The 26079-nt window shown below is 61.5% G+C and carries 22 protein-coding genes; 12 read left to right on the top strand and 10 right to left on the bottom strand.

Annotation, left to right across the window (positions count from 1 at the left end; genetic code table 11):
- Positions 1–7 precede the first annotated feature (7 nt).
- Entirely contained in the window at positions 8–1495 is a 1488-nt protein-coding gene (locus J6524_RS29220) for a M48 family metalloprotease (protein WP_225677257.1), read from the top strand.
- 26 nt (positions 1496–1521) lie between these two features.
- Here the strand turns inward: J6524_RS29220 and J6524_RS29225 are convergent, their stop codons facing one another.
- From J6524_RS29225 to J6524_RS29235, 3 genes are all read right to left on the bottom strand, one after another.
- The gene (locus J6524_RS29225) at positions 1522–2076 is read right to left on the bottom strand and encodes a PQQ-dependent sugar dehydrogenase family protein (protein ID WP_225677104.1); all 555 of its coding nucleotides are present in this window, start codon (positions 2074–2076) and stop codon (positions 1522–1524) included.
- A gap of 35 nt (positions 2077–2111) precedes the next feature.
- Positions 2112–2549 carry a DUF8696 domain-containing protein gene (locus tag J6524_RS29230; RefSeq protein ID WP_225677106.1) on the bottom strand — a complete coding sequence of 146 codons (438 nt, stop codon included), beginning with the start codon at positions 2547–2549 and terminating at the stop codon, positions 2112–2114.
- Positions 2550–3014: 465 nt separating this feature from the next.
- Positions 3015–3401 carry a hypothetical protein gene (locus J6524_RS29235; RefSeq protein WP_225677108.1) on the bottom strand — a complete coding sequence of 129 codons (387 nt, stop codon included), beginning with the start codon at positions 3399–3401 and terminating at the stop codon, positions 3015–3017.
- A 469-nt stretch (positions 3402–3870) separates the two neighbouring features.
- Between J6524_RS29235 and J6524_RS29240 the strand changes: the two genes are divergently transcribed.
- Both J6524_RS29240 and J6524_RS29245 read left to right on the top strand, forming a co-directional pair.
- A complete protein-coding gene (locus J6524_RS29240) occupies positions 3871–6285 on the top strand; it encodes a phosphoketolase family protein (protein WP_225677110.1) in 2415 nt (804 codons plus the stop codon).
- Between the two features lie 35 nt (positions 6286–6320).
- Complete coding sequence (locus J6524_RS29245; protein WP_225677113.1) at positions 6321–7511, top strand: acetate/propionate family kinase; 1191 nt, start codon at positions 6321–6323, stop codon at positions 7509–7511.
- A 198-nt stretch (positions 7512–7709) separates the two neighbouring features.
- Here the strand turns inward: J6524_RS29245 and J6524_RS29255 are convergent, their stop codons facing one another.
- The 5 genes from J6524_RS29255 to J6524_RS29275 all read right to left on the bottom strand — a co-directional run bounded on the left by J6524_RS29255 (position 7710) and on the right by J6524_RS29275 (position 14817).
- Positions 7710–8501 (bottom strand): CarD family transcriptional regulator, encoded by a 792-nt coding sequence (locus J6524_RS29255; RefSeq protein WP_225677115.1) that lies wholly within the window; start codon positions 8499–8501, stop codon positions 7710–7712.
- A gap of 415 nt (positions 8502–8916) precedes the next feature.
- Positions 8917–9255: a ferredoxin FdxA gene (gene fdxA / locus J6524_RS29260; RefSeq protein WP_225677117.1), complete on the bottom strand. Its 339-nt coding sequence runs from the start codon at positions 9253–9255 to the stop codon at positions 8917–8919.
- 147 nt (positions 9256–9402) lie between these two features.
- On the bottom strand, positions 9403–9672 hold the full coding sequence (locus J6524_RS29265; protein ID WP_225677119.1) for an RNA-binding S4 domain-containing protein: 270 nt from the start codon (positions 9670–9672) through the stop codon (positions 9403–9405).
- Between the two features lie 13 nt (positions 9673–9685).
- A complete protein-coding gene (locus J6524_RS29270) occupies positions 9686–13093 on the bottom strand; it encodes a helicase-related protein (RefSeq protein ID WP_225677121.1) in 3408 nt (1135 codons plus the stop codon).
- 818 nt (positions 13094–13911) lie between these two features.
- Positions 13912–14817: a DUF3108 domain-containing protein gene (locus J6524_RS29275; protein ID WP_376712092.1), complete on the bottom strand. Its 906-nt coding sequence runs from the start codon at positions 14815–14817 to the stop codon at positions 13912–13914.
- A 340-nt stretch (positions 14818–15157) separates the two neighbouring features.
- Here J6524_RS29275 and rpmB point away from each other — a divergent pair, with 340 nt between their 5' ends.
- From rpmB to J6524_RS29305, 6 genes are all read left to right on the top strand, one after another.
- On the top strand, positions 15158–15466 hold the full coding sequence (gene rpmB / locus J6524_RS29280) for a 50S ribosomal protein L28 (protein ID WP_225677125.1): 309 nt from the start codon (positions 15158–15160) through the stop codon (positions 15464–15466).
- A gap of 44 nt (positions 15467–15510) precedes the next feature.
- A complete protein-coding gene (locus tag J6524_RS29285) occupies positions 15511–16251 on the top strand; it encodes a hypothetical protein (RefSeq protein ID WP_225677127.1) in 741 nt (246 codons plus the stop codon).
- Positions 16238–16423, top strand: a complete 186-nt coding sequence (locus J6524_RS29290) for a hypothetical protein (RefSeq protein WP_225677129.1) — start codon at positions 16238–16240, stop codon at positions 16421–16423. Before J6524_RS29285 ends, J6524_RS29290 begins: the two co-directional genes overlap by 14 nt.
- Positions 16424–16617: 194 nt before the next feature.
- Positions 16618–17673, top strand: a complete 1056-nt coding sequence (locus J6524_RS29295) for a YaaC family protein (RefSeq protein WP_225677131.1) — start codon at positions 16618–16620, stop codon at positions 17671–17673.
- A complete protein-coding gene (locus J6524_RS29300; RefSeq protein WP_225677132.1) occupies positions 17673–18191 on the top strand; it encodes a hypothetical protein in 519 nt (172 codons plus the stop codon). The genes J6524_RS29295 and J6524_RS29300 overlap by 1 nt, the downstream gene beginning before the upstream one ends.
- A 44-nt stretch (positions 18192–18235) precedes the next feature.
- Complete coding sequence (locus J6524_RS29305; protein WP_225677134.1) at positions 18236–18886, top strand: DUF8758 domain-containing protein; 651 nt, start codon at positions 18236–18238, stop codon at positions 18884–18886.
- 134 nt (positions 18887–19020) lie between these two features.
- Here the strand turns inward: J6524_RS29305 and J6524_RS38055 are convergent, their stop codons facing one another.
- Entirely contained in the window at positions 19021–19500 is a 480-nt protein-coding gene (locus tag J6524_RS38055; protein ID WP_225677136.1) for a DUF488 domain-containing protein, read from the bottom strand.
- A 185-nt stretch (positions 19501–19685) separates the two neighbouring features.
- Here J6524_RS38055 and J6524_RS29315 point away from each other — a divergent pair, with 185 nt between their 5' ends.
- From J6524_RS29315 to J6524_RS29325, 3 genes are all read left to right on the top strand, one after another.
- The gene (locus J6524_RS29315; RefSeq protein ID WP_225677138.1) at positions 19686–20984 is read left to right on the top strand and encodes a T6SS phospholipase effector Tle1-like catalytic domain-containing protein; all 1299 of its coding nucleotides are present in this window, start codon (positions 19686–19688) and stop codon (positions 20982–20984) included.
- Positions 20985–21391: 407 nt separating this feature from the next.
- Positions 21392–22192 (top strand): hypothetical protein, encoded by an 801-nt coding sequence (locus tag J6524_RS29320; protein WP_225677140.1) that lies wholly within the window; start codon positions 21392–21394, stop codon positions 22190–22192.
- Between the two features lie 1373 nt (positions 22193–23565).
- Positions 23566–24690: a DUF2336 domain-containing protein gene (locus tag J6524_RS29325; protein ID WP_225677142.1), complete on the top strand. Its 1125-nt coding sequence runs from the start codon at positions 23566–23568 to the stop codon at positions 24688–24690.
- A 181-nt stretch (positions 24691–24871) separates the two neighbouring features.
- Here the strand turns inward: J6524_RS29325 and J6524_RS29330 are convergent, their stop codons facing one another.
- The gene (locus J6524_RS29330) at positions 24872–25972 is read right to left on the bottom strand and encodes an LLM class flavin-dependent oxidoreductase (RefSeq protein ID WP_225677144.1); all 1101 of its coding nucleotides are present in this window, start codon (positions 25970–25972) and stop codon (positions 24872–24874) included.
- Positions 25973–26079: the final 107 nt, after the last annotated feature.

The raw sequence follows: 26079 nt of genomic DNA on the forward strand, positions 1-26079 counted from the left end.
GGCTGATTTGACGCATCGTGCAGAACGGCGCGAAGGGAACAGGGGCCGCCGCCTTTTGGCTGCGCCGGCGCTTATTTGCGCCGCGCTGACGCTTTCCGCCTGTGGAAATCTGGGAAAAATCGAGACCGCCGCGCCGACCGTGCCCGCGCCGAAGCCATCGCGCACTGTCGCGCAAACGCCGGCGAGCGAGCGCGAGCACGAGCGCATCCTGGCCTCCTATGGCGGCGCCTATGACGATCCAAAACTCGCGACCCTGATCGGCAAGACCGTCGACCGCCTGGTTGCGGCCTCCGACCGCCCCGACCAGGCCTATCGTGTCACCATCCTCAATTCCGGCGCGGTCAATGCCTTCGCGCTGCCGACCGGGCAGCTCTACGTGACGCGCGGGCTGATCGCGCTCGCCAGCGACACCTCGGAACTGTCGTCCGTGCTCAGCCACGAGATGGCGCATGTGCTGGCCAAGCACGCCTCGATCCGGGAAGACCAGGCGCGGCAGGCGGCGGTGGTGACGCGCGTCGTCACCGACATGAGCAACGACCCGGATCTGACCGCGCTGGCGCTGGCAAAGACCAAGCTGACGATGGCGAGCTTCTCGCGGCAGCAGGAATTCGAGGCCGACGGCATTGGCGTCGGCATTGCGGCCCGCGCCCGTTTCGATCCCTACGGCGCGGCGCGTTTCCTCGCGGCGATGGAGCGTAATGCGGCGCTGAAGGCCGGCAAGACCTCGCTCGATCCCCGTACGCAGGACTTTCTGTCCTCGCATCCGGCAACGCCCGAGCGCGTGCAGAACGCGCAGGCCACCGCCCGGCAATATACTTCGCCGCAGGGCGGCGAGCGCGACCGCGAGACCTATCTCGCCGCCATCGACAATATCGTCTATGGCGAAGATCCCAGCGAAGGCTTTGTGCGCGGACGCCGCTTCCTGCATCCCAAGCTTGGCTTCACCTTCCAGGCGCCCGAGACGTTCACGCTGGATAACACCGCGCAGGCCGTGATCGGCGTACGCGAGGGCGGCACGCAGGCGATGCGCTTTGACGTGGTGCGCGTGCCGGCCGAACAATCGCTGTCCGATTACCTCAATTCCGGCTGGATGGAAGGCGTCGACAAGGGCTCGACCGAAGATCTCATGATCAACGGCTTCCCGGTAGCTTCAGCATCCGCGAACGGCGATCAGTGGCAGTTCAAGGTCTATGCGCTGCGTTACGGCAGCGACGTCTACCGCTTCATCTTCGCCGCCAAGCAGCGCAACACCGAAAGCGAGCGCAATGCGCGCGAGACCGTCAACTCATTCCGCCGCCTGACGCTGGAAGAAATCCAGGCCGCACGTCCGCTGCGCATCAAGGTCATCACCGTGCAGCCCGGCGACACCGTGGAATCGCTCTCCCACCGCATGTCCGGCGTCGACCGCCCGACCGAGCGCTTCCGCATCCTCAACGGCCTCGACCAGCACGCCCAGGTCAAGCCGCGCGACCGCGTAAAGATAGTGGTGGATTGAGGCGGCTTGAGGCGTTACCGCTCCAATCAGAAGGACGGCATCACGAGCCCCAGCGCGTTCGCAGAAACGGCCGATAAGTCCACCCAACGCCGGATCGTGCCATCGAACACATCGGCGCCGTAAAGCGAGCCGTCGCGCCCCTTCTGCAGGTCAACGATGCCGGCTATGCCCGAATCGACCACCTGGATGTTGGTGACCTGCCGGCTGGCGTTCAACGTGGCCGCGTAGATATTGCCATTAAGAACGTCGTCGAAGATCAAAGTGTTCAGATTATAGAAATCTCCTGCCGTGATCGCAGAGGCATTATCCGGGCTGCCGTGACTGCGCGACACGATGGGGAAAACGGCAGGTTCGTCCGTGGCATTGTTACGGTTGCCGTTGTTGTAGAAAGTGATTGCCTGCGGGAGGTCCTGGTAACTGCCGGTCCTGCCTGGGCCTTCTAGGTAGGGCCAATCGAAATTGGTTCCGGGTGGGCCGGTGTTGATCTCCTCCCAGCTGGTCCAACCGACATCTCCCGTGGCGTTTGCGATGTTACTCCATGTTCCGTTGATCAACTGCTGCCAGCGATACGTGATGGTCACGTTCGCCAATCCGTCCAGATCGGTAACGCCCGCTGTCAGCGTCTGCCCTGAACCGCCGTACCAGTGATGCTGGCTATGCCCACGTCGTTGACGTTGCCGACGGACGCAGTTGCGGGGCTGAAGGCTTGCTCTGCATTTCCCGCGGCATCGATGTAGCTCACGACGGCTCGGACGAGCGTGCCGACGTATGCCTGCTGCAGGCTTAGAGAGTCAGTGGCTGCCCCCGCGATCCCTGTCCAGGTCACGCCATTGTCGGTGCTCTGCTGCCACTGGTACGCGATGGGTGCTCCCGCCGGGATGCCATCGACGTCTGTGACGTTGACCGCCAGAGCTTGATTCTGAGTGGGTGTACCGCTGAGAGAAACGACACCTGCAGCCATAGCTGCACCATCGAGATTATGAATTGGGCATGAAAGACAGATCAGAATTAAAGACAGATCGGAATTGAAACGAGAAAAACAGACTAGCTGCATTCTGTGCGATTGGAAGCGGACGGCTGTGCCACAATTGATATATGACCGCGGCACTGACACAAATTGGCCCGCTGCTCAGACCCTTAAGGTCTGCGACAGGATAAGAGGTAGAGTGGTCGCATGCGATGCGCTTCGACGTGGTGCGCGTGCGCCGGCCGAACAATCGCTTTCCGATGACCTGAATCCGGCTGGATGGAAGGCGAAGCGAACTCGGGATCTCGACCCGCAGAACAAGAAGCATCAAGCCACGTTTCTCACCCTCCTCTGGAGGGGAGGGTCGGCTCACAGCGAGCGAAGCGAGATGTGAGGCGGGGTGGGGTGATCTCTCAACACGGGCAGCGCCCGATACGAAAGACTGTCATCCCACCTCGGTTCGCATTTCATGCGAACCGGTCCTCCATCCAGGGGAGGATAAGACGGTGAGCGCATCACGCACCGGTCCATCCGGCACTTGCTTAGCCTCACCTACTCAATCGTCACGCGCGCGCGCCAGCGCGCTTCGAACGTATTGTCGTCGTCGAGCATGCGCGCCTGCGCGTTCATCGGATCGGTGCGCATCTCTGTGACGACACTGCGCGTCTCCGGAGCAACGCTGACCGGGGTCGCTTCGGCTTTGGCTTGCGCCGGCGTCGGCGCCGCGGCGGGCCAGCGCAACGCTGATTTCGGGATCACGGCCTTGCCCGCGTACCAGCATTTGCGGCCATCGATCAGGCGCCAGGACCATTGTCCTTGCGCTCTTGCGGGCACGGAGGCGCGGCACTCCTTGGTCGGCGCGGCCGGCGCGCTGATCGGAAGAAGCGCGGCCGAGAGAGCTGCCACGACAACGGCGAAGAAGATGTACTGCCCTTTCATCGAATCCCCCTTGCGGTAGATCTAATGTCGGCCGGGACAATCTCCTTCGATTCTGGTCACAAGACGTCGAAAACTGGCCGTTTCCGGGTAAAGGAATGGAACTGGAACCCTCGCCGAAGAATCGAGTCCAGCAGCAGGCTGGAAGCTTCGGTCGTTCACGTCGCTGCTTCCTGTGAAGATGCATCGCGGCGGGTTCCGCTTGAGAAGTCACATTGCGTTTGCAGCAAATCTGCCCCGCTGGCGCGGACGCCGGGAACGGATTTCGGGCTCAAACGTCGACTGATCAGGCGACGGAGTTTCCTGCATGGAGAACTTTCTTCTTTTCGTCCTGTCGAGCAGCTTCTGCGCGCTTGTTGCAAGCGTGATTCTTTTGTTGCGATCGTTGCTGACCTTCCCGTGATGCACGTACGCGACATCATCATGCCAGCATGCCCGCATCCATAGCTTCTCGTTGCCGCGGGAGTTCGGCATGCAAGAAACATCACTTGAGTCGCCGACGAGCCGAGAACTGGATCTGATTGACCGATACTGGCAAGCTGCGAATTATCTTTCGGTTGGGCAAATTTATCTGCTGGGCAATGCCCTTCTTCGCGAGCCGCTTCGGGCCGAACACGTCAAGCCGCGCCTGCTAGGACATTGGGGCACTACGCCGGGGCTGAATTTCATTTATGCCCATCTCAATCGCTTAATCCGCGCTCACGATCTCAACATGATTTATGTCTGCGGCCCAGGCCACGGCGGGCCTGGCATGGTTGCGAACACCTATCTGGAAGGCAGCTACAGCGAAATCTATCCCGACATAACCGCTGACGCCGACGGAATTGCAAAACTGTTCCGGCAGTTTTCCTTTCCCGGCGGCATTCCGAGCCACGCTGCGCCCGAGACTCCCGGTTCGATCCACGAAGGCGGCGAACTGGGGTATGCGCTGGTCCACGCTTTTGGCGCAGCATTCGACAATCCGGACCTGATCGTCGCTTGCGTAGTCGGTGACGGCGAGGCCGAAACGGGCCCGCTCGCGGCATCCTGGCATTCCAACAAGTTCCTTGACCCCGTGCATGACGGCGCGGTCCTGCCGATCCTGCACCTCAACGGCTACAAGATCGCCAATCCCACCTTGCTGGGGCGAATGAGAGATGACGAACTACGAAATCTCTTCATAGGCTATGGTTATGAGCCGCTCTTCGTTGAAGGCGACGATCCGCGTGCGATGCATCAGTTGATGGCCGATGGGCTCGCCGTCGCGCTCGCCAGCATCCGTTCGATCCAGCAGAACGCGCGCAATCATACAGGCGGCTTTCACCGGCCAACATGGCCCATGATCGTGCTGCGCAGTCCTAAGGGCTGGACAGGACCGAAAGAGATTGATGGACTGAAAGTCGAAGGGTTTTGGCGCGCACATCAGGTGCCGATTGCCAATCCACGCGGCAATCCCGATCATCTGAAACTGCTTGAAGACTGGATGAGGAGCTACGAGCCTGAAAAGCTGTTCGATGTGAATGGCCGGCTCATGCCTGAGCTACAGGGGCTCGCGCCGACAGGCGAGCGCCGCATGGGAGCTAACCCCCACGCCAATGGCGGCCTGCTCAAACGCGAGCTCAAGCTGCCGGACTTCCGCTCATATGCCATCGACGTCCCCAGCCCCGGCAGTGTTGTCGCCGAAGCCACGCGGGAGCTGGGAAAGTTGCTGCGGGACGTCGTCAAGCTCAATGCGGATGCGCGCAATTTCCGGATCATGGGACCCGACGAAACTTCATCCAACCGGCTGGACGCGGTATTCGAGGCGACCGATCGCGTTTGGATGGAGGGAATCGAACCCGATGACGTCCACCTTGCCCATGACGGTCGTGTGATGGAGGTCTTAAGCGAGCATCTCTGCCAAGGCTGGCTTGAAGGCTACTTGCTCACCGGCCGACACGGCCTGTTCTCCTGCTATGAGGCCTTCATTCACATCGTCGATTCGATGTTCAACCAGCATGCCAAATGGCTGAAGGTCGCGCGCGCATTACCATGGAGACGCCCGATCGCTTCGCTGAATTATCTCCTCACTTCCCACGTCTGGCGCCAGGATCACAACGGCTTCAGCCATCAGGACCCCGGCTTTGTCGACCTCGTCACCAACAAGAAAGCCGATGTCGTCCGCGTTTATCTGCCTCCGGATGCCAATACGCTGCTCTGCGTCGCGGATCATTGCTTGCGTACCTACAATCGCATCAACGTGATCGTTGCCGGCAAGCAGTCCGCCCCGCAATGGCTGTCGATGCACGAAGCGATCGTCCACTGCGAAGCGGGCATCGGCATTTGGAAGTGGGCCGGGACGGAAACATCCACTGCCGATCCCGACGTGGTCATGGCCTGCGCCGGCGACGTTCCAACGCTGGAGACCCTGGCAGCGGTCGACCTGTTGCGCAAGGCGCTGCCGGAATTGAAGATCCGCGTTGTCAACGTGGTCGATCTGATGACGCTGCAGCCGAAGGAGCAACATCCGCACGGCCTCTCCGATCGCGATTTCGACACGCTCTTCACCCGCGATAAGCCGGTGATCTTCGCCTATCATGGCTACCCCTATCTGATCCACCGCCTGACCTATAAGCGCGCCAACCATGCCGGCATGCATGTGCGCGGCTATGCGGAAGAAGGCACGACCACGACGCCGTTCGACATGGTGGTATTGAACGAGCTCGATCGCTTCCATCTCGCGATGGAAGCAATCGAGCGAGTCCCGGGGCTCGGCACCGCGGCCGCCCAAATCAAGCAGGAATTCCGCGATGCGTTGATCGAGCATTCGCGCTACGTGCGCGAACGTGGTGAGGACATGCCGCAAGTGCGGCAGTGGGTGTGGCCGAACAGCGCGGCAGGCACGACGCCGCGCGAGGCGGGAGACTAGATCCTGCGTCCGCAGCGAAGGCGAGGGAGGCCCTCATGTCAGATGCCGTCCTGGTGCTCAACGCCGGCTCCTCCAGCATCAAGTTTGGCCTGTTTGACATCGCCTCGTCCGAACCGCAGTTGAAATGCAAGGGCCTGCTCGACGAGCAGGAGAAAGCACCGCGCCTGGTCGTGACCGACGCATCCGGCAAGCAGCTTTTCGAGAAACGCGGAAACACCGGCGAAGGCGAGGACCACGGCCTGTTCGCCGACATACTTGCCTGGACCGAGGACCATCTCGGCCGAGGCGGACTTGCCGGCGTGGGCCATCGCATCGTGCATGGCGGCCGCGACTTTTCGGGCCCGGTCGTGATCGACGACGAAACTCTCGCGGCGCTGGAAAGATTGACACCGCTGGCGCCCCTGCACCAGCCACGCTGCCTGGCGCCCTTCCGGGCGGTGAAATCGCTGCGGCCGAAGCTGACGCAGATCGCTTGCTTCGATACCGCTTTCCATCACGGCCTGACGCCGCCGGCGAGCCGCTTCGCGATTCCGCGACATTTTGAAGAGCGCGGCATCCGCCGCTACGGCTTTCATGGGCTTTCCTTCGAATATATCGCAAGCCGCCTTACCGCACTTGCACCGGAATGGGCCCAAAAACGCACAGTGGTGGCTCATCTCGGCAATGGGGCAAGCCTCTGCGCCCTGCATGAGGGAAGAAGCGTGGACACCACGATGGGTCTGACCCCGCTCGATGGTCTGGTGATGGGGACGCGCTGCGGGGCCATCGACCCCGGCGTGCTGCTGTTCTTCTTGCAGGAAGAAGGCATGTCGGCCGATGAGGTGCAGCATCTAGTGTACGAAAGATCCGGGCTTCTTGGCGTGTCTGGCGTGTCGGCCGACATGCGCGCGCTGCTGGCAAGCCGAGAGACTGCGGCGCGAGAAGCCATCGATCTATTCACCTTCCGCGTCGCGGGCAAAATCGCCGAGATGGCGAACACGCTCGCCGGACTTGATTGCTTGGTGTTCACCGGTGGCATTGGTGAGCACGCCTCCGAGATCCGGCAACAGATTTGCGATCGTCTCGCCTGGCTGGGTGTTCGCCTTGACGACGCTGCCAATGCAGGCGGAGAGCAAAGCATTGCAGCGGCGCACAGCAGCGTAGACGTACTGATCATCGCCACCAGCGAGGAGACGACTATTGCGCGGCAATGTCGCAGAGTTCTTAAGTCACAAGCGGAACTCTGACGCGGGGATCACGGTAGCCAGCGTGCGATCGTCATGGAGATTGCCGGGCAGCGACTTCACATGGGTGACGAACTGTCCGCCCCGGGCGAGGACAGTCGTGGTGGCGATGGAGGTTTTGACGCCGAACTCGTAAGACCGATAACAAACAAAAAGCCCGGTCTTGCGACCGGGCTTTTCGTTTCAATCCTTGGGATCCTTTCAGGCGGCTTCGTCCGCCACGGCCGCATCGTCGCCATCGGCATCGACATCAGCCTCGTCGGCTTCGGCATCGGCCTCGGTCGCTTCGGCCTTGGCGCCGCGGCGCGGGCTCTTGGCGAGCTGGCTTTCGATTTCCTTGACCGCTTCGGTCTCCGTCGAGTGCTGGACGACGGCGATCTCGCGCGACAGCCGATCGAGCGCCGCTTCATAGAGCTGGCGTTCAGAGTAGGACTGCTCGGGCTGCGATTCCGAACGGTAGAGATCGCGGACCACTTCGGCGATCGCGACGATGTCGCCCGAATTGATCTTCGCTTCGTACTCCTGCGCCCGGCGCGACCACATGGTCCGCTTGACGCGCGCACGGCCCTTCAGCGTCTCCAGCGCCTTCTTGACCAGCGCCGGCTCGGACAGCTTGCGCATGCCGACATTGGCGACCTTGGCGGTCGGCACGCGGAGCGTCATCTTGTCCTTCATGAAATTGATCACGAACAGCTCGAGCTTGGCGCCCGCGATCTCCTGCTCCTCGATCGCCAGGATCTGGCCGACACCGTGGGCGGGATAGACCACGAATTCGTTGGCCTTGAAGCCCTGACGCTGGGTCACGACCTTCTTCGGTTCCTCGACGCGCGGCGCGGCGGCAGCCGGCTTGTGGGCGGGAGCCTTCGGCGCAACGGCAGCCTTCGCAGGAGCGGCCTTCACAGTGGTCTTTGCGGGAGCCTTGGCAGCAACTTTCGCAGCAGAGGTCTTCGAACCCGACGCTTTCGCGGCGGTCTTGGCAGTCTTTTCTGGCATTGCGCTTCTTTTGTTCTTGGAGGACTTTGCAGCCGAAACCTTCTTGGCGTCCTTCATGGGCGCCTTGGCACGGCCCTTGGTTGCGCTGCGGCTGGCCGGAGCGGCTTTTTTAACGGTCTTGGAAGCACTCTTTTTACGCGTTTTCTGTGACACAGCCTGCGCGCGGAACTGCCACGCCCCTGTTCGATGTTTTTTACGGAAACCCACCGGGGCCAAGGATACGCATGGCCGGGATCGGCTTGTAATGTGCCCAATATAGCACATTTTCCGCAAAAATCAATGATTTACGGCCGGTTCCGGGCCTTTACGGGGCCGTTTCCGCCATAAGACCGCTAACAGGGTTAAATCCGAGAAGCCGGTTCGGTTCAGATTGGGGCCGAAGACAGGCTCAATGAGCCGCTAAGTTATCCACAACCTAATCACCGCTGCCGGGTTCCTTGGAAAAATATTTCTCGAACTTGCCTTCCACACCCTCCCATTCTTTCGCGTCCGGTGGTGCGTCCTTCTTCTGGGTGATGTTGGGCCAGCTCTTGGCGTACTCCGTGTTGACCTCGAGCCACTTCTCCAGCCCCGGCTCTGTGTCGGGCTTGATGGCGTCGGCGGGGCACTCGGGTTCACAGACGCCACAGTCGATGCACTCGTCGGGATGGATGACCAGCATGTTCTCGCCCTCGTAGAAGCAGTCGACGGGGCAGACCTCAACGCAGTCGGTGTATTTGCATTTGATACAGGCTTCAGTGACGACGTAAGTCATCCAGCGCTCCGAATAAGACTCCGAACAAGGCAGCGAAACGGATCAGATTTCCGGGGTTTGCGTAGCGCATGCGGTGCGCTGCCGCAAGGGAAGCAGCAAGCCTCTGCTAGCGGTTTTTCAGCCGGCTCGCGAGCCGTTTACGGCCATTTACTGCTTGCCACTGTGCAATTCGTCATAGAGCACGCGCGCGGCCACCGCATCGCCCCGCCGCTCGGAAAACGCTACCACCTTTAGGATGCGCACGCCGCGATCGAGCCCGATCGTCAGGACGTCGCCGACCTTCACCGAATGGCCCGGCGCCATTTCGCGCACGCCGTTGATGCGCACATGACCGGCCTCGACCAGCGCGGCGGCCGAGGTGCGGGCCTTCACCACCCGCGCGTGCCACAGCCATTTGTCGAGACGCTGCCGCTCCAATCAGTCCTCTTGATTATTCCTTGCGGCCGGCAAGCTGTTCCTTCAGCGCCGCCAGCTTTGCAAACGGCGAATTCGGATCGATCGGCCGATCGCGGTCGCGCGGGCTCGCGCTGGTTGCCCACTGACGGTGCGAGGGACCAGACTCGCGCTTGTCGCGGCCGCCCTTGTCGCGTCCGCCGAACTCACGGCCGCCGCGCTCGCGATCACCCTTGTCGCGGCCACCCTTGCGATCCTTATTGCGATCGAATTTCTCGCGGCGCTCCTCGCGGTCGCGGCCCTTGCCCTCGAAGCGCTCGCGCGGCGGGCGGTCCTGACGCACTTCCGCTGCTGGCGCGCCCTCCGCGGCCGGCGCGCTTGCTGCTTCGCCAGCTGCGCCCTCGCGCGGTTTTCTGAAATCGCCATGGCGTCGTCCGCGGCGATGACGCTGCGCGCCCTCGCCTTCGGCAGCCTGTGCGCCTTCGGCCGCGCGGCCGTGATGGCGCTGGCGATCGTGACGCGGGCGGCGCTCGTCGGGGCGGCCGCCGGGCCGCCAGACTTCGACGAGCTGCGGCTCGGCCGGCGTTTCGGCTTTTGCTTCAGTTTCGGGCTTGGCCTCAGTGCTCGCGGCTTCTGCGGGAGCAGCTTCGGCGGCAGCGCCTTCCGACGGCGCTTCGCTCGCGGTGGCGGGCTCGGCCGCAGCTTCCGCGGCGCTGACCGCTTCCGGCGTCTCTTGCTCCGGCGGCGCATCCATGATCGCAGCTTCGGCGGGCGTGATCTCGGGGGCTGCGGGCTCTTCGGCAGCCTGCGCGATAGGCGTGACATCAGGCAGCAGTGATGCCGATGACACCGGCTCGCTCACAACCGGCACGTCAGTGGCGACTTCCTCAGCCGGCGTCTCCGACGTTGCTTCAGCGCTCGCCTCGACCGGCGGCGTTTCGGCAGCGACTGTCTCGACCACTTCCACCGGCTTGGGCGGCAGCGGCGGACGGCGCTCCATGCGATAGCCGAGCGCGCGCAGGATCGAGGCGAAATCTTCGCCGGCCGATCCCGTCAGCGAGGTCATCGCCTGCGTCACCACAAAGCCGCGGCCGTCGAACGCGCCGGCGGGCTTCTCGCCCGGCGAAGTCTCGCGCCACGCCAAAGCGGGCCGAATGAGATCGGCGAGACGTTCCAGGATGTCGACGCGCACCGCGCGCTCACCGCACTGGCGATAGCCGAGCACGCGATAGGCATCGCGCGGCAGCGCCTTGTCGACCGGGAACGAGGTGCGGCCCGAGCTCGCCAGATGCTGCGCGCCCGACAGCGCCGACATGTCGACATTGTCCTGCTTCTCGGCCCAGAGCAGCGAAGCCAGCGCGCGCGCGGCGGGCTTGAGCAGCGCGGGGAAATAGATGTGGTAGGCGCCGAACCGCACGCCGTACTTTCGCAAGGTCGCGCGCGAGGTCTGGTCGAGATCCTTCATCTCGCTCGCGATCTTGCTGCGCTCCAAGACGCCGAGCGCCTCGACGAGCTGGAACGCGATGCCGCGTCCGATGCCGGTGATGTCCTCGGCCTTCGACAGCGCAAACAGCGGGCCCAGCAGTTTTTCGATATGCGTCTTCAGCCAGAGATCGAGCCGCGCCTGCACGGCTTCGCGCGGCGCGCCGGAGAGGCGCTCGTCGGAAATGATGCGGATGCGCGGATGCAGCGCATCGTCAGCGGCGACGAGTTTTGCCACGGCATCACCGGTCCAGCGGATGGTGCCCTCGGAGGTCAGCACGAACTGGTCGTCGGGGGCTGCGGCAAGTTTGCCCGCGCGCGCGTCGATCTCGCTGGCCAGCACCTGCTGCGCGGCCGCCTGCAACGCTTTCGCGTCAGAACCTGCCTCCGCCGCATCTGGCGCAAAGGTAAATCCATCGAGCCGGCCGATCGTATGGCCTTCAACAATCACTTCGCCGGTTTTGCCAATTTCCGTATTCAAAACTGAGTTCTCCCGCAGGCGGCGCATCAATACACTGGTCCGCCGGTCAACGAAACGCTCCGTTAAGCGTTCATGCAGCGCATCGGATAATTTATTTTCGATCTCCCGCGTCATCCCCTGCCAGTGGTCGGGGTCCGACAGCCAGTCCGGCCGGTTGGCGACGAAGGTCCAGGTGCGGATTTGCGCGATCCGGCCCGATAGCGTGTCAATATCGCCGGTAACGCGGTCGGCCTGGTCGACCTGGGCGGCGAACCATGCGTCCGGTATCCGACCTTTCTTCATCAGGAATGCATAAAGCGTGGTCACGAGCTCGGCATGGGCAGCCGGCGCGATCTTGCGGTAATCCGGGATCGCGCAGGCGTCCCAGAGCCGCTCCACGGCGGCGGCGCCGTGAGCCATCTCCCGCACATCGCCGTCGCGGGCGGCATGATCGAGCACGCGCTGATCTTCCGCAATCGGCGCGCGGGTCAGCGCGTCGTGGCCCGGCGGCAGCGCCAGCGAGACCTGCAAGCTCCCGAGCGAGGAGAAATCGAGCCTCGAATTGCGCCATTGCAGCATTTTGACGCTGTCGAAGGTGTGGTTTTGCAGCGCGTTCACCAGTTCCGGCTCGAACGGTGCACAGCGCCCGGTCGTACCAAACGTGCCGTTGCGGGTGGCGCGCCCGGCGCGGCCCGCGATCTGCGCGAATTCCGCCGGCGTCAGCCGCCTGAACTGATAGCCGTCATACTTGCGGTCGGAGGCGAAGGCGACGTGATCGACGTCGAGGTTGAGGCCCATTCCCACTGCATCAGTAGCGACGAGATAGTCGACGTCGCCGTTCTGGAACATCGCGACCTGCGCGTTGCGCGTGCGTGGTGAGAGCGAGCCGAGCACGACGGCGGCGCCGCCATGCTGGCGGCGGATCAATTCGGCAATCGCATAGACTTCATCGGCCGAGAACGCGACGATCGCGGTTCGTCTTGGCTGGCGCGTGATCTTGCGGTCTCCGGCGAATTCGAGCTGCGATAGCCTCGGACGCGTGATGATGGATGCGCCCGGCAACAGCCGCTCGATGATCGGGCGCATGGTGGCAGCGCCCAGCAGCAGCGTCTCGTCGCGGCCGCGGCGATGCAGGATGCGGTCGGTGAAGACATGCCCGCGCTCGAGATCCGCGGCGATCTGGATTTCATCGACAGCGAGAAACGACACGTCGAGATCGCGCGGCATCGCCTCGACGGTGGAAACCCAATAGCGCGGGTTCTTCGGCTTGATCTTCTCTTCGCCGGTGACGAGCGCGACGCTCTCGCTGCCCGCGCGATCCGCGATCTTGTTGTAGACCTCGCGCGCGAGCAGCCGTAGCGGCAGGCCGATCACGCCGGAGGAATGCGCCAGCATCCGCTCGATCGCCAGATGCGTCTTGCCGGTATTGGTCGGCCCGAGCACGGCAGTAACGCCCGCGCCGGGCGCGCGATCAATCGCGAACTTGGAAGGAGAGAAAGCCATTATGTGCAGGTGTTTCTTTTAAGCGCTGGCGTTCAAGCCGTCATTGCGAGAAGCCACCGGGTCGCGCGAATGCGCGCCCGATGACAGGCTTCGCGACGAAGCAATCCAGCCATCCGCTATGCCGCGCCATGGATTGCTTCGCTTCGCTCGCAATGACGGATGCCTTTATCTGGTCGTCCGGCGTCGATTCCGCCAAATTTGTTTCACTTTGCGACGGCGATGCGGTCGCGGCTTAAGCTCTGGAACGAGTCTGGAACGAATCGCGTCCGAATCGCTGACTCCTCCCGAGACCCGATACGTTCACCGCAACATCTCGCGCTGAAGCGCACGGGGCGGCACTAGATCAAGTTTGTAGCGGCTCCACAAGCGGCGGTTTCGGTCCTAATTTCTTAAAGACGTGAGTCGAATCAGAAGTGGCGAAGAGTCAACATGATTCATGGCGGTTGCAGTGACGGTAACTGGCACCGGCGTCACCGCGAACGACGCTGCGCTCCCTCCCCCCTTGCGGGGGAGGGCTGGGGAGAGGGGTAAACCACACAACGAGCTCTGCCCGTGAAACCCCTCTCCCCAACCCTCCCCCGCAAGGGGGGAGGGAGCGATAGAATCTTCGTCCCTCACGTAATCTTCACAACGTGCGTCGGCTCATGTCCCCGGTCATTCGCGGATCTCTCCTCACGCGCCGCTGCGCTCCCTCGCCCCGCTCTTCGCGGGGAGAGGGTTGGGGTGAGGGGCTGTCTCCGCGAGTCGTGCGCGTGGAGAGAACCCCTCATCCGGCGCTTCGCGCCACCTTCTCCCGCAAGGGGAGAAGGGACTAAGCCTCAATTCGTCTTCGCCACCCTTGGCGGCGCCGCTGACGTCACGAACGATGTCGCCTCCAGCATCGCTAAGCCCAGCGGGGTTGGGATGGTCATGCGGAAGGGAACCAGGATGCGGGTTCCCGCGATCGGCACGAAGGTGACTTCGATCCGCCGCTCGGCAACGAGATATTTGATGACGGGTCGATCGGGGATGTAGCCCGCGACCGGCGTGAAATAGATGGCGCAGACCAGCGCCGGCCCGTGATAGCCGCGATCGGCCTTCACCGTTTCCATCCGCTTGTAATCGAGCTTGAGGTCGTAGCGCATCCGGCCATCGAAGATCCCCGCCCCGGTGCGGCAGGAATCCGGCGAAAGCAATTCGCCGTTACCCGGCACACGCAGCAGCGAGCCGGTCATGGGATCGAGCACGCCCTTGCGGTGCGCGTCGGTAACGGGAATGCGGTCGGGATCGACAGGCGGAGCCGGATCGATCGAAAAATCCTTCACACCGCCGTTTGCCAACGAAATCCGGATGGTCTCGGATTTCTTCTGCGTGGTGGTGGTCGCGGTATAGTTGCTTGCCACCAGCGCGCCGTTCACGATGCGGCCCACGCTCGCGCCGGAGCCAGAGCCGCCCGAAAACGCTTTGAGCAGCCCCGCGGTGCCGCCTTGCGCGGAGGCGGCAAAGGTGTCGTCGCCGATTTCGATGGTCCAGGCGCCCTTGCCGACCGCAATGCCCGCCAGCGTCGCCTCATATTGCGCATCCAGCCGCCCCTGCGCGGAAGCCTCATCCGGCGCGAGCGCCAAGAGCGCTCCGGCGCACAGGCCGAAGACGAGCCCAAGCCTTGAAGTGACGGCAGAGGAAGAAACGGCGCGAGGCGTGGTCACCAATGAAAAGTCCCGGGATCGGCGCGTGCTGATGTTCATTTAGGCAGAAATATCCGGCAAACAACGCGTGTTTTCGCGAAAACGACGCCTCACCCCGACCTCTCCTGGCTTCCCGCCGGTTGCGGGATGGCTGGGGGCCGGTTCTTTTTCGAAAGCCATGGTGTCGGCGCGGATTGCGCCCTTTATATGGTCCCCTAAGTGGCTGGAACCCCTCGCAAACCAGCCATTCCGGCCGAGATTACCGGGCCAACAACCTTGACCCCGCGGCCGTCTCCCCCTATACACCCGCGGTTCCTGGAAATGGACGCGATTTTGGACCCCCGCGCGAGGCCCGCGAGAAGCGGCTCGGCACTGGCGGGGATGGAAGAGGATTTTCGAAATGTCCCGGCGCTGCGAACTGACGGCCAAGGGCCCCCAGGTGGGCCACAAGGTGAGCCACTCCAACATCAAGACCAAGCGGCGCTTCCTGCCGAACCTTTCCAACGTCACCTTCATCTCGGACGCGCTCGGCCGCAACGTGCGCCTGCGCGTCTCGACCAACGCGCTCAAGAGCGTCGACCACAATGGCGGCCTCGATGCCTACCTGCTCAAGGCCAAGGCCGACCTGCTCTCCCCCCGCGCGCTGGAATTGAAGCGCGCGATCGAGAAGAAGGTCGGCAAGCCCGCGCCTGTGCAGAAGGCGAGCTGAGCAAAGCTTAGATCGGCGGATCGGAGTTCGAAGCGGCCGGGTCGATGACCCGGCCGTTTTGTTTGAGCATTACCGCTCCCTCCGTCATGGCCGGGCTTATCTCAGCCATCCACGTCTTTCTGTCTTGCACACACCGTATTTCCACGGGGAAACGCGCAGACACGCTTGTCCACGTCCTGCGGTTGCGATTGTATGACCGTAAGCTGGGGGCTGATTTCATGCGTAATCTGGGAATCGTAGCGCTTTGCGCTGCGTTGGGCGGCTGCGTTTCAACCGGCGAAACCGTCGCGTTTCGTCCTTCCAATCCACAACAGCAGGCGATGATGCGCGACGGGCGACCCGCGCTCGTCTCGCGTCAAAAAAATTCGCTGGTGCTGGTGCGTCCAGCGGCGCGTCAACTGCAGGCGAATGGGCGGCCGGTATTCGTCGTTGGCATCAACAACATCGGCAAACAGCCGACAGATTTTCGCGTCGGCCAGGTGGAGGCCGTCCAGCACGTCGGCGGCTCCGACTTCGCAATGCAGATCGTCACGTTCGAAATGCTGCAGCAGGAAGAGAAGAACCGACAGGTCGCTCGCGCCGTGCTTGCTGGCGTTGCCGGCGCCGCGAACGCCTACAGCGCCTCGCAAGCGGGCCACGGGACCTACACAACACCCAGCGGCCGCACGGGCACGTTCTACAGTCCGACAGCCGCCGTAATCGCACAGAACAACGGCCGCCATTCAGAACGAGGCGATGTTCGCCGCGGTCGTCGAAACGGGACAACGCAACATGGCCATGCTTGAGCAGACGGTCATCAAGGACAACACGCTCATGCCCGGTGAATGGTATGGCGGGCAGTTGCACCTTGCGCCGCCGACGGATCAGGCTGGCGGGAAGAAGAGCTATACGATTGTTATTACCGTCGGACAGGATCGGCACGTGGTGGATGTGAATCAGGGACCGGCGGGGACATAAATTCATGTCTCCGGCGCCCTCGCCGGCTTGCCAGTCGGAATGTTTTTAAGCGCCAGCGGCTAGCTGACGCGGGCGGCCCTCGAGTCTAGCCGTCCGGCGAAAGGGCTTGGATATTTTGTTGTGGAGAGATCCTCCCTCATCTTACAACTTGAAGGAGAGTAATAAAATATCCGCATAGGTGATGAGAGGAAACAATGGATAGCCCGTCCAAGGATCTCCTGCCGATAAAATGGAAGGGGCGCTTGATTACTCCTCATAAGGCGGTAACAGCTCCAGTTATTGGAGCTCGGAACGTTCTGACAAATAGTCCTTGGACCTACGTTGCGCTTTGGCTGAAAAGGGGACGTAAGGATAAGGCTCTACTTTACTGGCAGCAGGCACAGGAATTCTACAAGGTCTCTCTCGGATTGCCGCCGCAATCCGCTCCCCTCTTACTCTACTACGCATTCCTGAATGCCACGAAGGCGCTGCTGTCGGCCAAAGGAATTGTCTTCAACGAGCGCCACGGTGTTTCCGAGCACAGCTCTCAAGGAACGAGTGCGTCGCTGAACCACCTCGGAATACGAGTGCAGCAACACGGCGTGCTGCCTAGCTTGTCAGCGTATTATGGAGAAGCTGAGCCTGCGAGAACTCACACACTTCAAGAGCTATTCTTCAATATGGTCTTCATTCACCGAACTTACTGCCTTACTTATACATCGCAGCAAGAAATGTTCATCCCGATTGCAAATTGCGGATTTGTAGTAGACAGATCATCAAAGCGAATTTACTTCCGCGCTGACGTCACAAAGAACATTCCAATCGGGATAGCAGCAAAGCGATTGCCCGATCAGTTCGTTGCGGACTCAAAATTTGGCCCGCGAGCCATTCGGTCAAATGCCTATGTCAGCTCTCCGCGCTCCGGCAGACTTAGCCAGATCGCGTTGAGCGCCATCGTGGACTTGAACCGTCGTCTACGACGCGAACTTGTATTCATAAATGGCTCTGAACCGCTTTGGTACATCAAGTCAATAACGAGAGGACCCGCGCGCATCGAACGTCAACTCCCGACACTCATTCTAGGTACGATGCATAGGCTGAGCGAGATCAGCCGGTACAACCCGCCACAGATGGCCTCTCTGCTGGCCGGACAAAAGAACTGGCTACTCAGCGAATTCATCCAGATGTCCGCCGATCAGTTTGTCGACGAAATTGCGTCGGAACTCACTGGCCTTCAATTCCTCATTCCTAATATACGGGCAGCGGTTTGATGAAAATCTACATCGCATGCGCACTTACGCACGTTCCGCGATCACTATTTGACGAACACGTTGCCTTCATCCACCAGCTTGCAAAAGCGCTGCGCGAAGACGATCCGAATGCAGATATCAAATATGCGCTCGTCAATAGCGACCCTCAACTCAGCACCAAACCTGCCGCCGAACGAGCCCGCCTCTGCTACGTGTGGGATCGAGCAATGGTGGAAGAGGCGGATCTTGTAATTGCCGAGGCCAGCTTTCCTTCGACAGGGCTCGGCATCGAAATGCAGTTGGCGGAATCAAACGGTACACCGATTATCCTGTGCTTCCGAGACTTCGGAGCGAATAAAGTTAGGTCGCAGGCCTACGAAAACCCTGATCATAGCCGCCACGAACTGCAGGTTGGCGAAGGGTTTGTGACTCTCATGGCTTTGGGGATTCCCACTATCTTTCGGACGATTCAATATTGTGGGCCACAGGACGGAATTGCACTGGTTCTTGATGCTGTAAATTCCTTGAGGCAGGCCTGACCGGTCCAGCCACGGTTTAGAGCGCGTGTGACGAGGAAGCGCCAATGGCTTCGTTTGAACAGGACATTCTGATCCTTTGTAAGACCTACCCATCACCAAGCGGAAAATATGTTGAAACATCATGTGTCGCAGGGATGAACCGAAGCGGCAAGTTGATCCGACTCTTTCCTGTACCCTTCCGCCTAATCGATGGCGCACAGCAGTTTAAGAAGTGGCAATGGGTGAACGCTCGAATAGATCGAGCCATTGGCGACCGTCGACCCGAAAGCCATAAGCTATTTGTGGACACAGTGAAGTTTGACGGCGCCCCACTGCCAACAAGCAATGCGTGGCGGGCACGCCTCGAAGCTTTGAGTAAGCTCAAAATCTTCTCAGATTTTGCGGAACTTGATGCCGACAGAGTTGCGAACGGAACCACGCTCGGCCTTGTTCGACCAGCACGAATACTCGATCTAGAGATTACCGCCGCCTCTAAACCAGACTGGACAGAGGAGGAAAAGGCGAAGCTGCTTCAAAGCCAACGTCAAGGCGGATTGTTTGACGATACCGATGCGAAGGCACTAACGACGCTACGGAAACTTCCTTTCGATTTCCACTACCGTTACGAATGCAACGGTAGCTCAACCGCCCGAATGTACAGACACAAGGTCGTCGATTGGGAAGCGGGAGCGCTATATTGGAATTGCTTACCATAGATACAACGACGGGTGGGAGCGTCCATTCCGGCAGAAGCTAGAAACATCTCTGCCGGCGGCCGACTTGATGTTCCTTATGGGAACAATCCACAGATTCCCCGAGCAGTGGTTGATTGTTAGTCTGATATATCCACCTAAGCCGCCGATCGTAGATCCCGATCCACAACTGACATTTTCGCTGTGAGATGAACGACTCGGGCGCCAACAATCGGCGCTGCTGCTCTCGCCACGAAAGTTCGGTGACAGTAATTATAGTCGGCCTCAAAGCATATGAGGCAAGACCGCGAGTGCGCTGCGATAGACGCAATGTGTGCGACTGACACTTTCTGATCAGCGATGTAAGCGAGGAAGGCACTGGTATAAGCGGCCCAGTCTCCGTCAGATTTGTAGCGATCGCGGACTGGCTTTGGGCAACCCATCTCTACAGCGTGGACATACTGCATGCCGGCACGCGTCAGGCTTCGCGCGAGCGCATTCTTGGATAATCCCGGCTTCCGCGAAATCGGATTTGCTCGCACGTCTATGACGGTTTCCACGTCGGCGGATCGAAGCCTCGCAATGAATGCGTCGACGCTTAATCCCTCATAGCCAAATGTTAAAATTTCCCGCTGCACCGTGAACTGCCTCAACTCAAAACCGCAGTAACCAGTAGATTGGATGACGGTTAATTCTTTGCGTATTCGGAAACTCCCCTCGGGGCAACAGTGTTGTATCTTTCAACCGTCGGACATTTCGCCTCGTCTTCATCAAAAATCCGCTATACTCGCCAAGGTAGCACCCCTGCTCCGGCGAGTCCCCCATGCGCAACATCATCATCTGCTGCGACGGCACCGGCAACGAGATCTCCGAGAACATCTCAAATGTGCTCAAGCTCTATCGCTGTCTGCGCAAGACGGAGAAGACGCAGCCGCGGCAGCTGGTGTTTTACGATCCGGGGGTCGGCACGCTGGAGCGGCCGGACCCGTGGCACAAGTTCAAGCAGGATTTCAACGCCATCCTCGGGCTGGCCACAGGCTATGGGCTCGATGACAACGTGCTCGCGGCGTATTCCTTCCTGGTCCACCATTACCAGACGGGCGACCAGATCTATCTCTTCGGCTTTTCCCGCGGCGCCTACACCGTGCGGGTGCTGGCGGGGCTGATCCACAAGATCGGGCTGATTTCGCCCGAGCAGGTCAATCTCGCCGGAAGCGGCCTGATCGCCTACAAGCAGTTCTCCTCGGATGAAGCGCCGAAGCTGCGCGCCGATCACAAGCTGCTCACCGACAGCGGCGACGCCGGGGGGCCGCTGCCGCAGACCGCCTTCGACAACGCCGCGCAGTTCGCGCGCATCACCTCTTCGCGGTGGCCCACCATCCGCTTCGTCGGCGTCTGGGATACGGTCGCCAGCGTGATCGTGCCGCGGCCCGATCGCTTCTATTGGCCGAGCCTGGAGGAGCTCGCGTTCACGATTGCGAATCCGAGCGTGCAGACGTTCCGGCAGGCGATCTCGATCGACGAGCGGCGCTCCATGTTCCGCCTCAAGAAGTGGGACGACCCGCAGACCTTCAAGCACAACCGCTTCAACGACATTCATGCCGAGCCGCAGGACATTCTGCAGGTGTGGTTCGCCGGCGTGCATGCCGATATCGGCGGCGGCTATCCGGAAAGGGAAAGCGGGCTTTCCAAATATCCGCTGCTCTGGATGATCGACGAAGCGGTGAAATGCGGGATCAAGGTCAACCAGGCCACCGTCAACCAGCTCGCCTGGGGCATCCAGCGCAAGGGCAGCCCGTTTTCCTACGTCAAGCCCGACATCCGCGGCGATCTCCACGACTCGCTGAAGGGCGCGTGGTGGCTCCTCGAATATCTGCCGAAGCGCGCGAAGTACAGGGAATGGCCGGCGCGGCAGATCTATTTCGGCTATTACATTCCGGATGGCGAGCCGCGCTTCATTCCGGATGGTGCTGTTATCCACGAGAGTGCGCTCCAGCGCATGGAGGCGATGCCGAGCTACCGCCCGGTGAATTTTCCGAAGCACTACGAGAAGTTCCCGATGCCCGTGCCGCCGGCGCATGCGAGTGCGGATGAGCCGGAGGAAGCGGTGGCGGGGGATTGAGGCGGTGAGCGTTGGCGTATTTGCGCACACCGCTGCCGCAAAGGCAGTCTCTTGCGGGGGAGGGAACGCACCATTCGCGCTGAAGCGATCGCGTCTTTCCTGCAAATTCATGCATGTGCTGGAATTGCCGAGACTGAACGCATTGAATCTCGGATCAGCGCCCCCGAAAGGTCAGCGCTTCTGCCGTAGTTCTCCGGCCGCGAACATAGTTCCGCCTTCTCCGCCGCGTTAAAAACGCCAGTACAGGGCAGCTGGTTAGAAATACGATTGACGTGCAGCTGCATGCTCATCCGGGAAACCTCGCGGGCTCAAGAAGCAATGCGTTCCGTTGAGTGTTAGCCCGCCGTAGCGCAGATGCGCGGATCGCTCTCACGCGAATGCCATTGCAGTTTGATACGGAGCATCAAATGAATTCCGTGCCGGACGATAGGCTCGCGATCGCGAGCTTGGAGGAGCACCTTTCGAGCCTGACACGCGAAGCGGGAGTCAGTCCTTCGGACCCGCCAGCCAGCATGAAGAGGTCTCCCGCCACGCTGGCAACGATTCAGGCGGGGTGGCGCTATCTGGTTTTCGTCGGTTGTCTGTTGGCAGCATTCATTGGTATCGCTTCCTGGTGGTGGCCATCCTCCGCTGATACGGCAATGATGGCTCCCTCAGACCCGACACCTCTGACACGCACCGCGCCGGAGCCCGTCGCGCCGACTGCCGTTGCCCTGCAGTCGGAGTTGTCGCAGCAGCTCGAGCCGATGGCGCGGGATCTCGCTGCCTTGAGCCAGACGGTCGAACAGCTCAAGGCGAGGCAAGAACAATTGATCAGCGACAATGAAAATCTGGCGAGCCAACTCAAGGCGAGCCGAGAGGAGACGGCACACAACAACAATATCATCGATCAGCTCAAGGCCGACCAGAGCCAGATGGCGCGCGAAAGCCTGGCGCTCGCCGAGCGGCTCAACGCAAGCGAGGGGCAACTCGCCCGCGTCATCGCCAACGCGTCAGAGCCAAAGGCGATGCCCGAAGCGCCACCAATGGTGAGCCCCGAAGAGCCAAAGGTAAGCCCCGAAGGTCCAAAGGTGGTGCCCGGCATACCGCTGCCGCGTCCGCGGCAGCCGGCCAATGTCGCCCAGACGCAAAGGCCAGCACCAACCGCGGAGCGTTCGCCAGCCAGGAAACCGCAACCGTTATTGGCATGGCCATGGTCAGTTCGCTAAGGCGGATATCGACATTCCATAGAAACTGACGTTGCTAGCTCTTCCCCTGCGCAAAGTGGTGAAGCGTCAAACATGCACACCCTTGCCGCTCGGGCAGTGGGATCCCTCCCCCCTTGCGGGGGAGGGCTGGGGAGAGGGGTAAGCCACGAGCACAGGCCGAAGAAATTTGGCGACGACTGGTTCAGCGAAGTTCTCAGCCAAACAACGCGCACCTCCGATGCGGCCACCCCTCTCCCTAGCCCTCCCCCGCAAGGGGGGAGGGAACGCACCTTTTTCGCGGAAGCAGTAGTGACTGTTCGCACCGACGTGACTGCACACCGAAACGCCACCAAAAGCCGTTGCGCCAAAACGCGAAATTCACCAGCCCTTTCAACCTGATTTGCCCCGTCCAGATCGCGCGGCAAAAATAAATCGCTTCTCTTTTTCCGCAAATCAGTTCCATCTTGCGCGCGTCCCGCCTCAATGAAGAGGGGCGTACGCGTCGTCACGATACGTGGAGTGCGGGATGCGGTGGACGCGAAAGCGCGGCGCGCGCGAGGCGTTGCAGGGCGGCCGTCAGGCCGTGAGCAGCTAATCAGCGCAGGACGAGCGGCGCATTTTGCGTACGGCAAAACCGTGTGGTTCTGGCACCCGTGGCTGGTGTCAAGCCGGCGGAGGTTTGCAAAGCTCAACCGGGCTTTCGCCAGACCTCAATCCGCCGGCGACGGAGACCAGAAGGAATTCGGCTCCGGGAAGAGCTCGGCATAAGCCGTCAAACCACTGCGCAGGGAATGCCGGGCTGACCCGGCTGTACCTGTATGCTCGTGTGCGCACCACCTAGCGCTATTTGCACACGAGACCGCGGGTGTCAGCCGACACCCGGCATTCCCTGCGCCCTCTCTTCTTGAGATGGGCGAGCAGATTCGTCGAAAACTCGGACGCCATGCGCCGCGAGAAGGAGAAGCCATGTCTCTTTGTATGCGGTGCGCACACCGTCACCGCACAGGCAGTCGGCTCCCTCCCCCCTTGCGGGGGAGGGCTGGGGAGAGGGGTAAGCCACGCGCACAGGCGGAACAGATTTGGCGACAGCTAGCTCAGCGAAGTGCCCAGTCAAACAATTCACACCTCCGATGCCGCCACCCCTCTCCCTAACCCTCCCCCGCAAGGGGGGAGGGAACGCACCATTCGCGCGGCGAGCAACGATCGAACCAATGAACGGTCCTGAAGGGTCAGCATGCTTGGATGCTCCACTCGGCCACTGGCCCACCACCTCCGTAATCCTGCGGCCCCATTCTCGCCGCGGCGCGACCCAAATGGTTTACGAATCGTTCAACTCTGCTTCCTATTCTCACCTATCTGCTGCCAGAACCGGCCTGAAACGCTCAGGACGAGCGATGTTGGAACGATCGATCACCGCTGAGGTCGAGGCGGCCATCAAGGCCGGCTCGGCGGAAAAACATCTGGATACGCTGAGGCAGGTCACCGACCTGTTTCTGCTGTCCGCCGAAAGCTATTCCGACGAACAGATCGAGCTGTTCGGCGATGTGCTCGAACGTCTGATCCGCACTATCGAGCTGCGCGCGCTCGCCGACGTCGCCGCGCGCATTGCGCTGGCCGAAACCTCGACCCAGCTTGCCTCCGTCAAGCAGGCGCCGCCGGCCGTGATCCGGCGCCTGGCAAACAATGACGAGATCACGATTGCGCGTCCCGTGCTGACCGAATCGGCGCGGCTTTCGGCCGAGGATCTCGTTGAACTGGCGCAGACCAAGGGCGAGCAGCACCTGCTCGCGATCTCCGGGCGCTGGTGGCTGACCGAGATTGTCACCGATGCGCTTCTGAAGCGGCACTATCCCTCCGTCAGCCGGCGGCTCGTCACAAATCCCGGCGCGCGGATGTCGGCGAGCGGCTTTGCCATGGTGCTGAAGCAGGCGGAGAGCGATCCGGATCTCGCGGTCGAGACCGGCGTTCGCGTCGACCTGCCCGCCGCTCAGCGCCTTGAGCTCCTGAAGAACGCAACGGAGGCCGTGCGCAGGCGGCTGCTCTCGCGCGCGCCGCCGCATCTGTTCGAGGAAATAAGAAGCGCGATCGCCGCGGCCGCCAACGGCGCCAGCCGCGAAATGTCGCGCACGCGCGATTTTGCCGCCGCGCGCCGCTTTGTCGCCTCGCTCGCCAAGCACGGCAAGCTCAACGAGCCGGAGCTACTCTTGTTCGCGAAAGAGCGGAAATATGCCGAGACGGTCGCGGCGCTCGCCGAATTATCCGGCTCGAGCATCGAGGTGATCCGCCCCGTGATGCAGAGCCTGCGCGACGACGGCGTCTTGATCCCCTGCCGCGTCGCCGGGTTGAACTGGGACACTGTCGCCGCCGTGCTCGATAGCCGCTTTGCCTCAGGCAGCATGGGCCGGCATGAGCTTGCGAAGGCAAAAGAGCAGTACGCCAAGCTTAGCCTCGAAAACGCCCGCCGCCTCCTCCGCTTCTGGCAAGTCCGCGCCGCGGACGCCAAGCCACAGCGGCATTGAGGGACATGTAGCCCGGATGAGCGGAGCGACATCCGGGGCAGATGCCCCCGCATGTCGCTCCGCTCATGCGGGCTACGAAGCTCGCTGCATCAGCCGTCATTGCGAGCGCAGCGAAGCAATCCATCCATCCGTTATGCCGAGATGTGGATTGCTTCGCTTCGCTCGCAATGACGGGGCTAGATCACGCCGCCTTCGTCAGATCGGCGTCGAGGTGCGTCAGGCGCGGCATCACCTCCTGCTTCAGGAGGCGCAGCGAATTGTGCCAGGCCTCGGGCTTGTGCTTGTAGTCGAAGCCGAACACGAGCAGCGTGCCGAAGCCGCCGACCTCGTGATAGATCTTCTCGATCTTCTCGGTGACGGTCGCGGGCGAGCCGACGATCCAGTTGTTGCGGGCGCAGTATTCGACCGTGACGTCGGAGTCTGCGATGTCAGGCGTGGCCTTGAGATAGTCCTTGAAACCGAAATGGCCGAGCAAGGGCAAGAAATATTCGCGCATCATGCGGCCCATCATGTCGCCGACGGAGAGCCGCCACGCCTCCTCGTCGGTGTCGGCGATGAAGACCTCGCGCACCAGGCGCCAGTCGCTGCGCTTCGGCTTGCGTCCGGTTTTCGCCGCGCCGATCTCGACCGATTCCCAGTGGCTGCCGACATAGGCCGGGTTGAGGTTGAGACTCATCGGGATGTAGCCGCGCTCGCCCGCGAGCTTGAGCGTATCCGAGCTCTTGGAGAGGCCGGCGACGCCGATCGGCGGATGCGGCGCCTGCAACGGCTTGATATGGGGTTTGAGGAAATCGAACATCGTGTCCGGCTTGCTCACGGTCCAGAACTTGCCGGTGTGGGTCCAGGGCGCATCCTCGGTCCACATTTTCAGGATGATCTCGAGCGCCTCGCGCGTCATGTCGCGGTTCTGGCCGGACATGCCGTCAACGTTGAACATCGCCCAGTCGCTCGGCAGGCCGCTGGCCGCGACGCCGAAGTTGAGACGTCCGCCAGAGAGATGGTCGAGCATGGCGACGCGGTTGGCGAGTTCGGCCGGGTGGTGATAGGGCAAGAGGAAGCCGCCGGGGCCAAGGCGGATATTCTTAGTCTGCAAGAACGCCTGCGCGAGAATCAGGTCGGGCGAGGGATGCGGCTCCCAGGGCGCGGTGTGGTGCTCGCCGATCCAGGCTTCCTGATAGCCGAGCTCATCGAGCCAGCGCAGCGTCTGCAGGTCCCAGTCGTGACCCTCTTTCAATCCGCACTCCGGCGGATGGGACGGCATCGTGAAATATCCGATCTCCATGGGGCGTCCTCGCTGTATGTTGTTATTGAAAGCGCGTCTATCGCGCGCAAGCGAGAGCATAGCACGCCCTGCGTGCGGCCGAGTTATGACGAAACGGATGGGCAGAG

Origin of the sequence: Bradyrhizobium hereditatis (genome assembly GCF_020329435.1) — a bacterium.
GTDB classification, from domain to species: Bacteria; Pseudomonadota; Alphaproteobacteria; order Rhizobiales; family Xanthobacteraceae; genus Bradyrhizobium; species Bradyrhizobium hereditatis.

What these genes read in the sequence shown, in the direction of transcription:
- rpmB (WP_225677125.1), top strand. Translation starts at nt 15,158, where the DNA reads ATGTCCCGGCGCTGCGAACTGACGGCCAAGGGCCCCCAGGTGGGCCAC.
- J6524_RS29255 (WP_225677115.1), bottom strand. Translation starts at nt 8,501, where the DNA reads ATGCCAGAAAAGACTGCCAAGACCGCCGCGAAAGCGTCGGGTTCGAAG.
- J6524_RS29330 (WP_225677144.1), bottom strand. Translation starts at nt 25,972, where the DNA reads ATGGAGATCGGATATTTCACGATGCCGTCCCATCCGCCGGAGTGCGGA.
- J6524_RS29315 (WP_225677138.1), top strand. Translation starts at nt 19,686, where the DNA reads ATGCGCAACATCATCATCTGCTGCGACGGCACCGGCAACGAGATCTCC.
- J6524_RS29290 (WP_225677129.1), top strand. Translation starts at nt 16,238, where the DNA reads ATGGCCATGCTTGAGCAGACGGTCATCAAGGACAACACGCTCATGCCC.
- J6524_RS29320 (WP_225677140.1), top strand. Translation starts at nt 21,392, where the DNA reads ATGAATTCCGTGCCGGACGATAGGCTCGCGATCGCGAGCTTGGAGGAG.
- J6524_RS29295 (WP_225677131.1), top strand. Translation starts at nt 16,618, where the DNA reads ATGGATAGCCCGTCCAAGGATCTCCTGCCGATAAAATGGAAGGGGCGC.
- J6524_RS29270 (WP_225677121.1), bottom strand. Translation starts at nt 13,093, where the DNA reads ATGGCTTTCTCTCCTTCCAAGTTCGCGATTGATCGCGCGCCCGGCGCG.
- J6524_RS29245 (WP_225677113.1), top strand. Translation starts at nt 6,321, where the DNA reads ATGTCAGATGCCGTCCTGGTGCTCAACGCCGGCTCCTCCAGCATCAAG.
- J6524_RS29275 (WP_376712092.1), bottom strand. Translation starts at nt 14,817, where the DNA reads ATGAACATCAGCACGCGCCGATCCCGGGACTTTTCATTGGTGACCACG.
- J6524_RS29235 (WP_225677108.1), bottom strand. Translation starts at nt 3,401, where the DNA reads ATGAAAGGGCAGTACATCTTCTTCGCCGTTGTCGTGGCAGCTCTCTCG.
- J6524_RS29305 (WP_225677134.1), top strand. Translation starts at nt 18,236, where the DNA reads ATGGCTTCGTTTGAACAGGACATTCTGATCCTTTGTAAGACCTACCCA.
- fdxA (WP_225677117.1), bottom strand. Translation starts at nt 9,255, where the DNA reads ATGACTTACGTCGTCACTGAAGCCTGTATCAAATGCAAATACACCGAC.
- J6524_RS29230 (WP_225677106.1), bottom strand. Translation starts at nt 2,549, where the DNA reads ATGCAGCTAGTCTGTTTTTCTCGTTTCAATTCCGATCTGTCTTTAATT.
- J6524_RS29325 (WP_225677142.1), top strand. Translation starts at nt 23,566, where the DNA reads ATGTTGGAACGATCGATCACCGCTGAGGTCGAGGCGGCCATCAAGGCC.
- J6524_RS29285 (WP_225677127.1), top strand. Translation starts at nt 15,511, where the DNA reads ATGACCCGGCCGTTTTGTTTGAGCATTACCGCTCCCTCCGTCATGGCC.
- J6524_RS29240 (WP_225677110.1), top strand. Translation starts at nt 3,871, where the DNA reads ATGCAAGAAACATCACTTGAGTCGCCGACGAGCCGAGAACTGGATCTG.
- J6524_RS29300 (WP_225677132.1), top strand. Translation starts at nt 17,673, where the DNA reads ATGAAAATCTACATCGCATGCGCACTTACGCACGTTCCGCGATCACTA.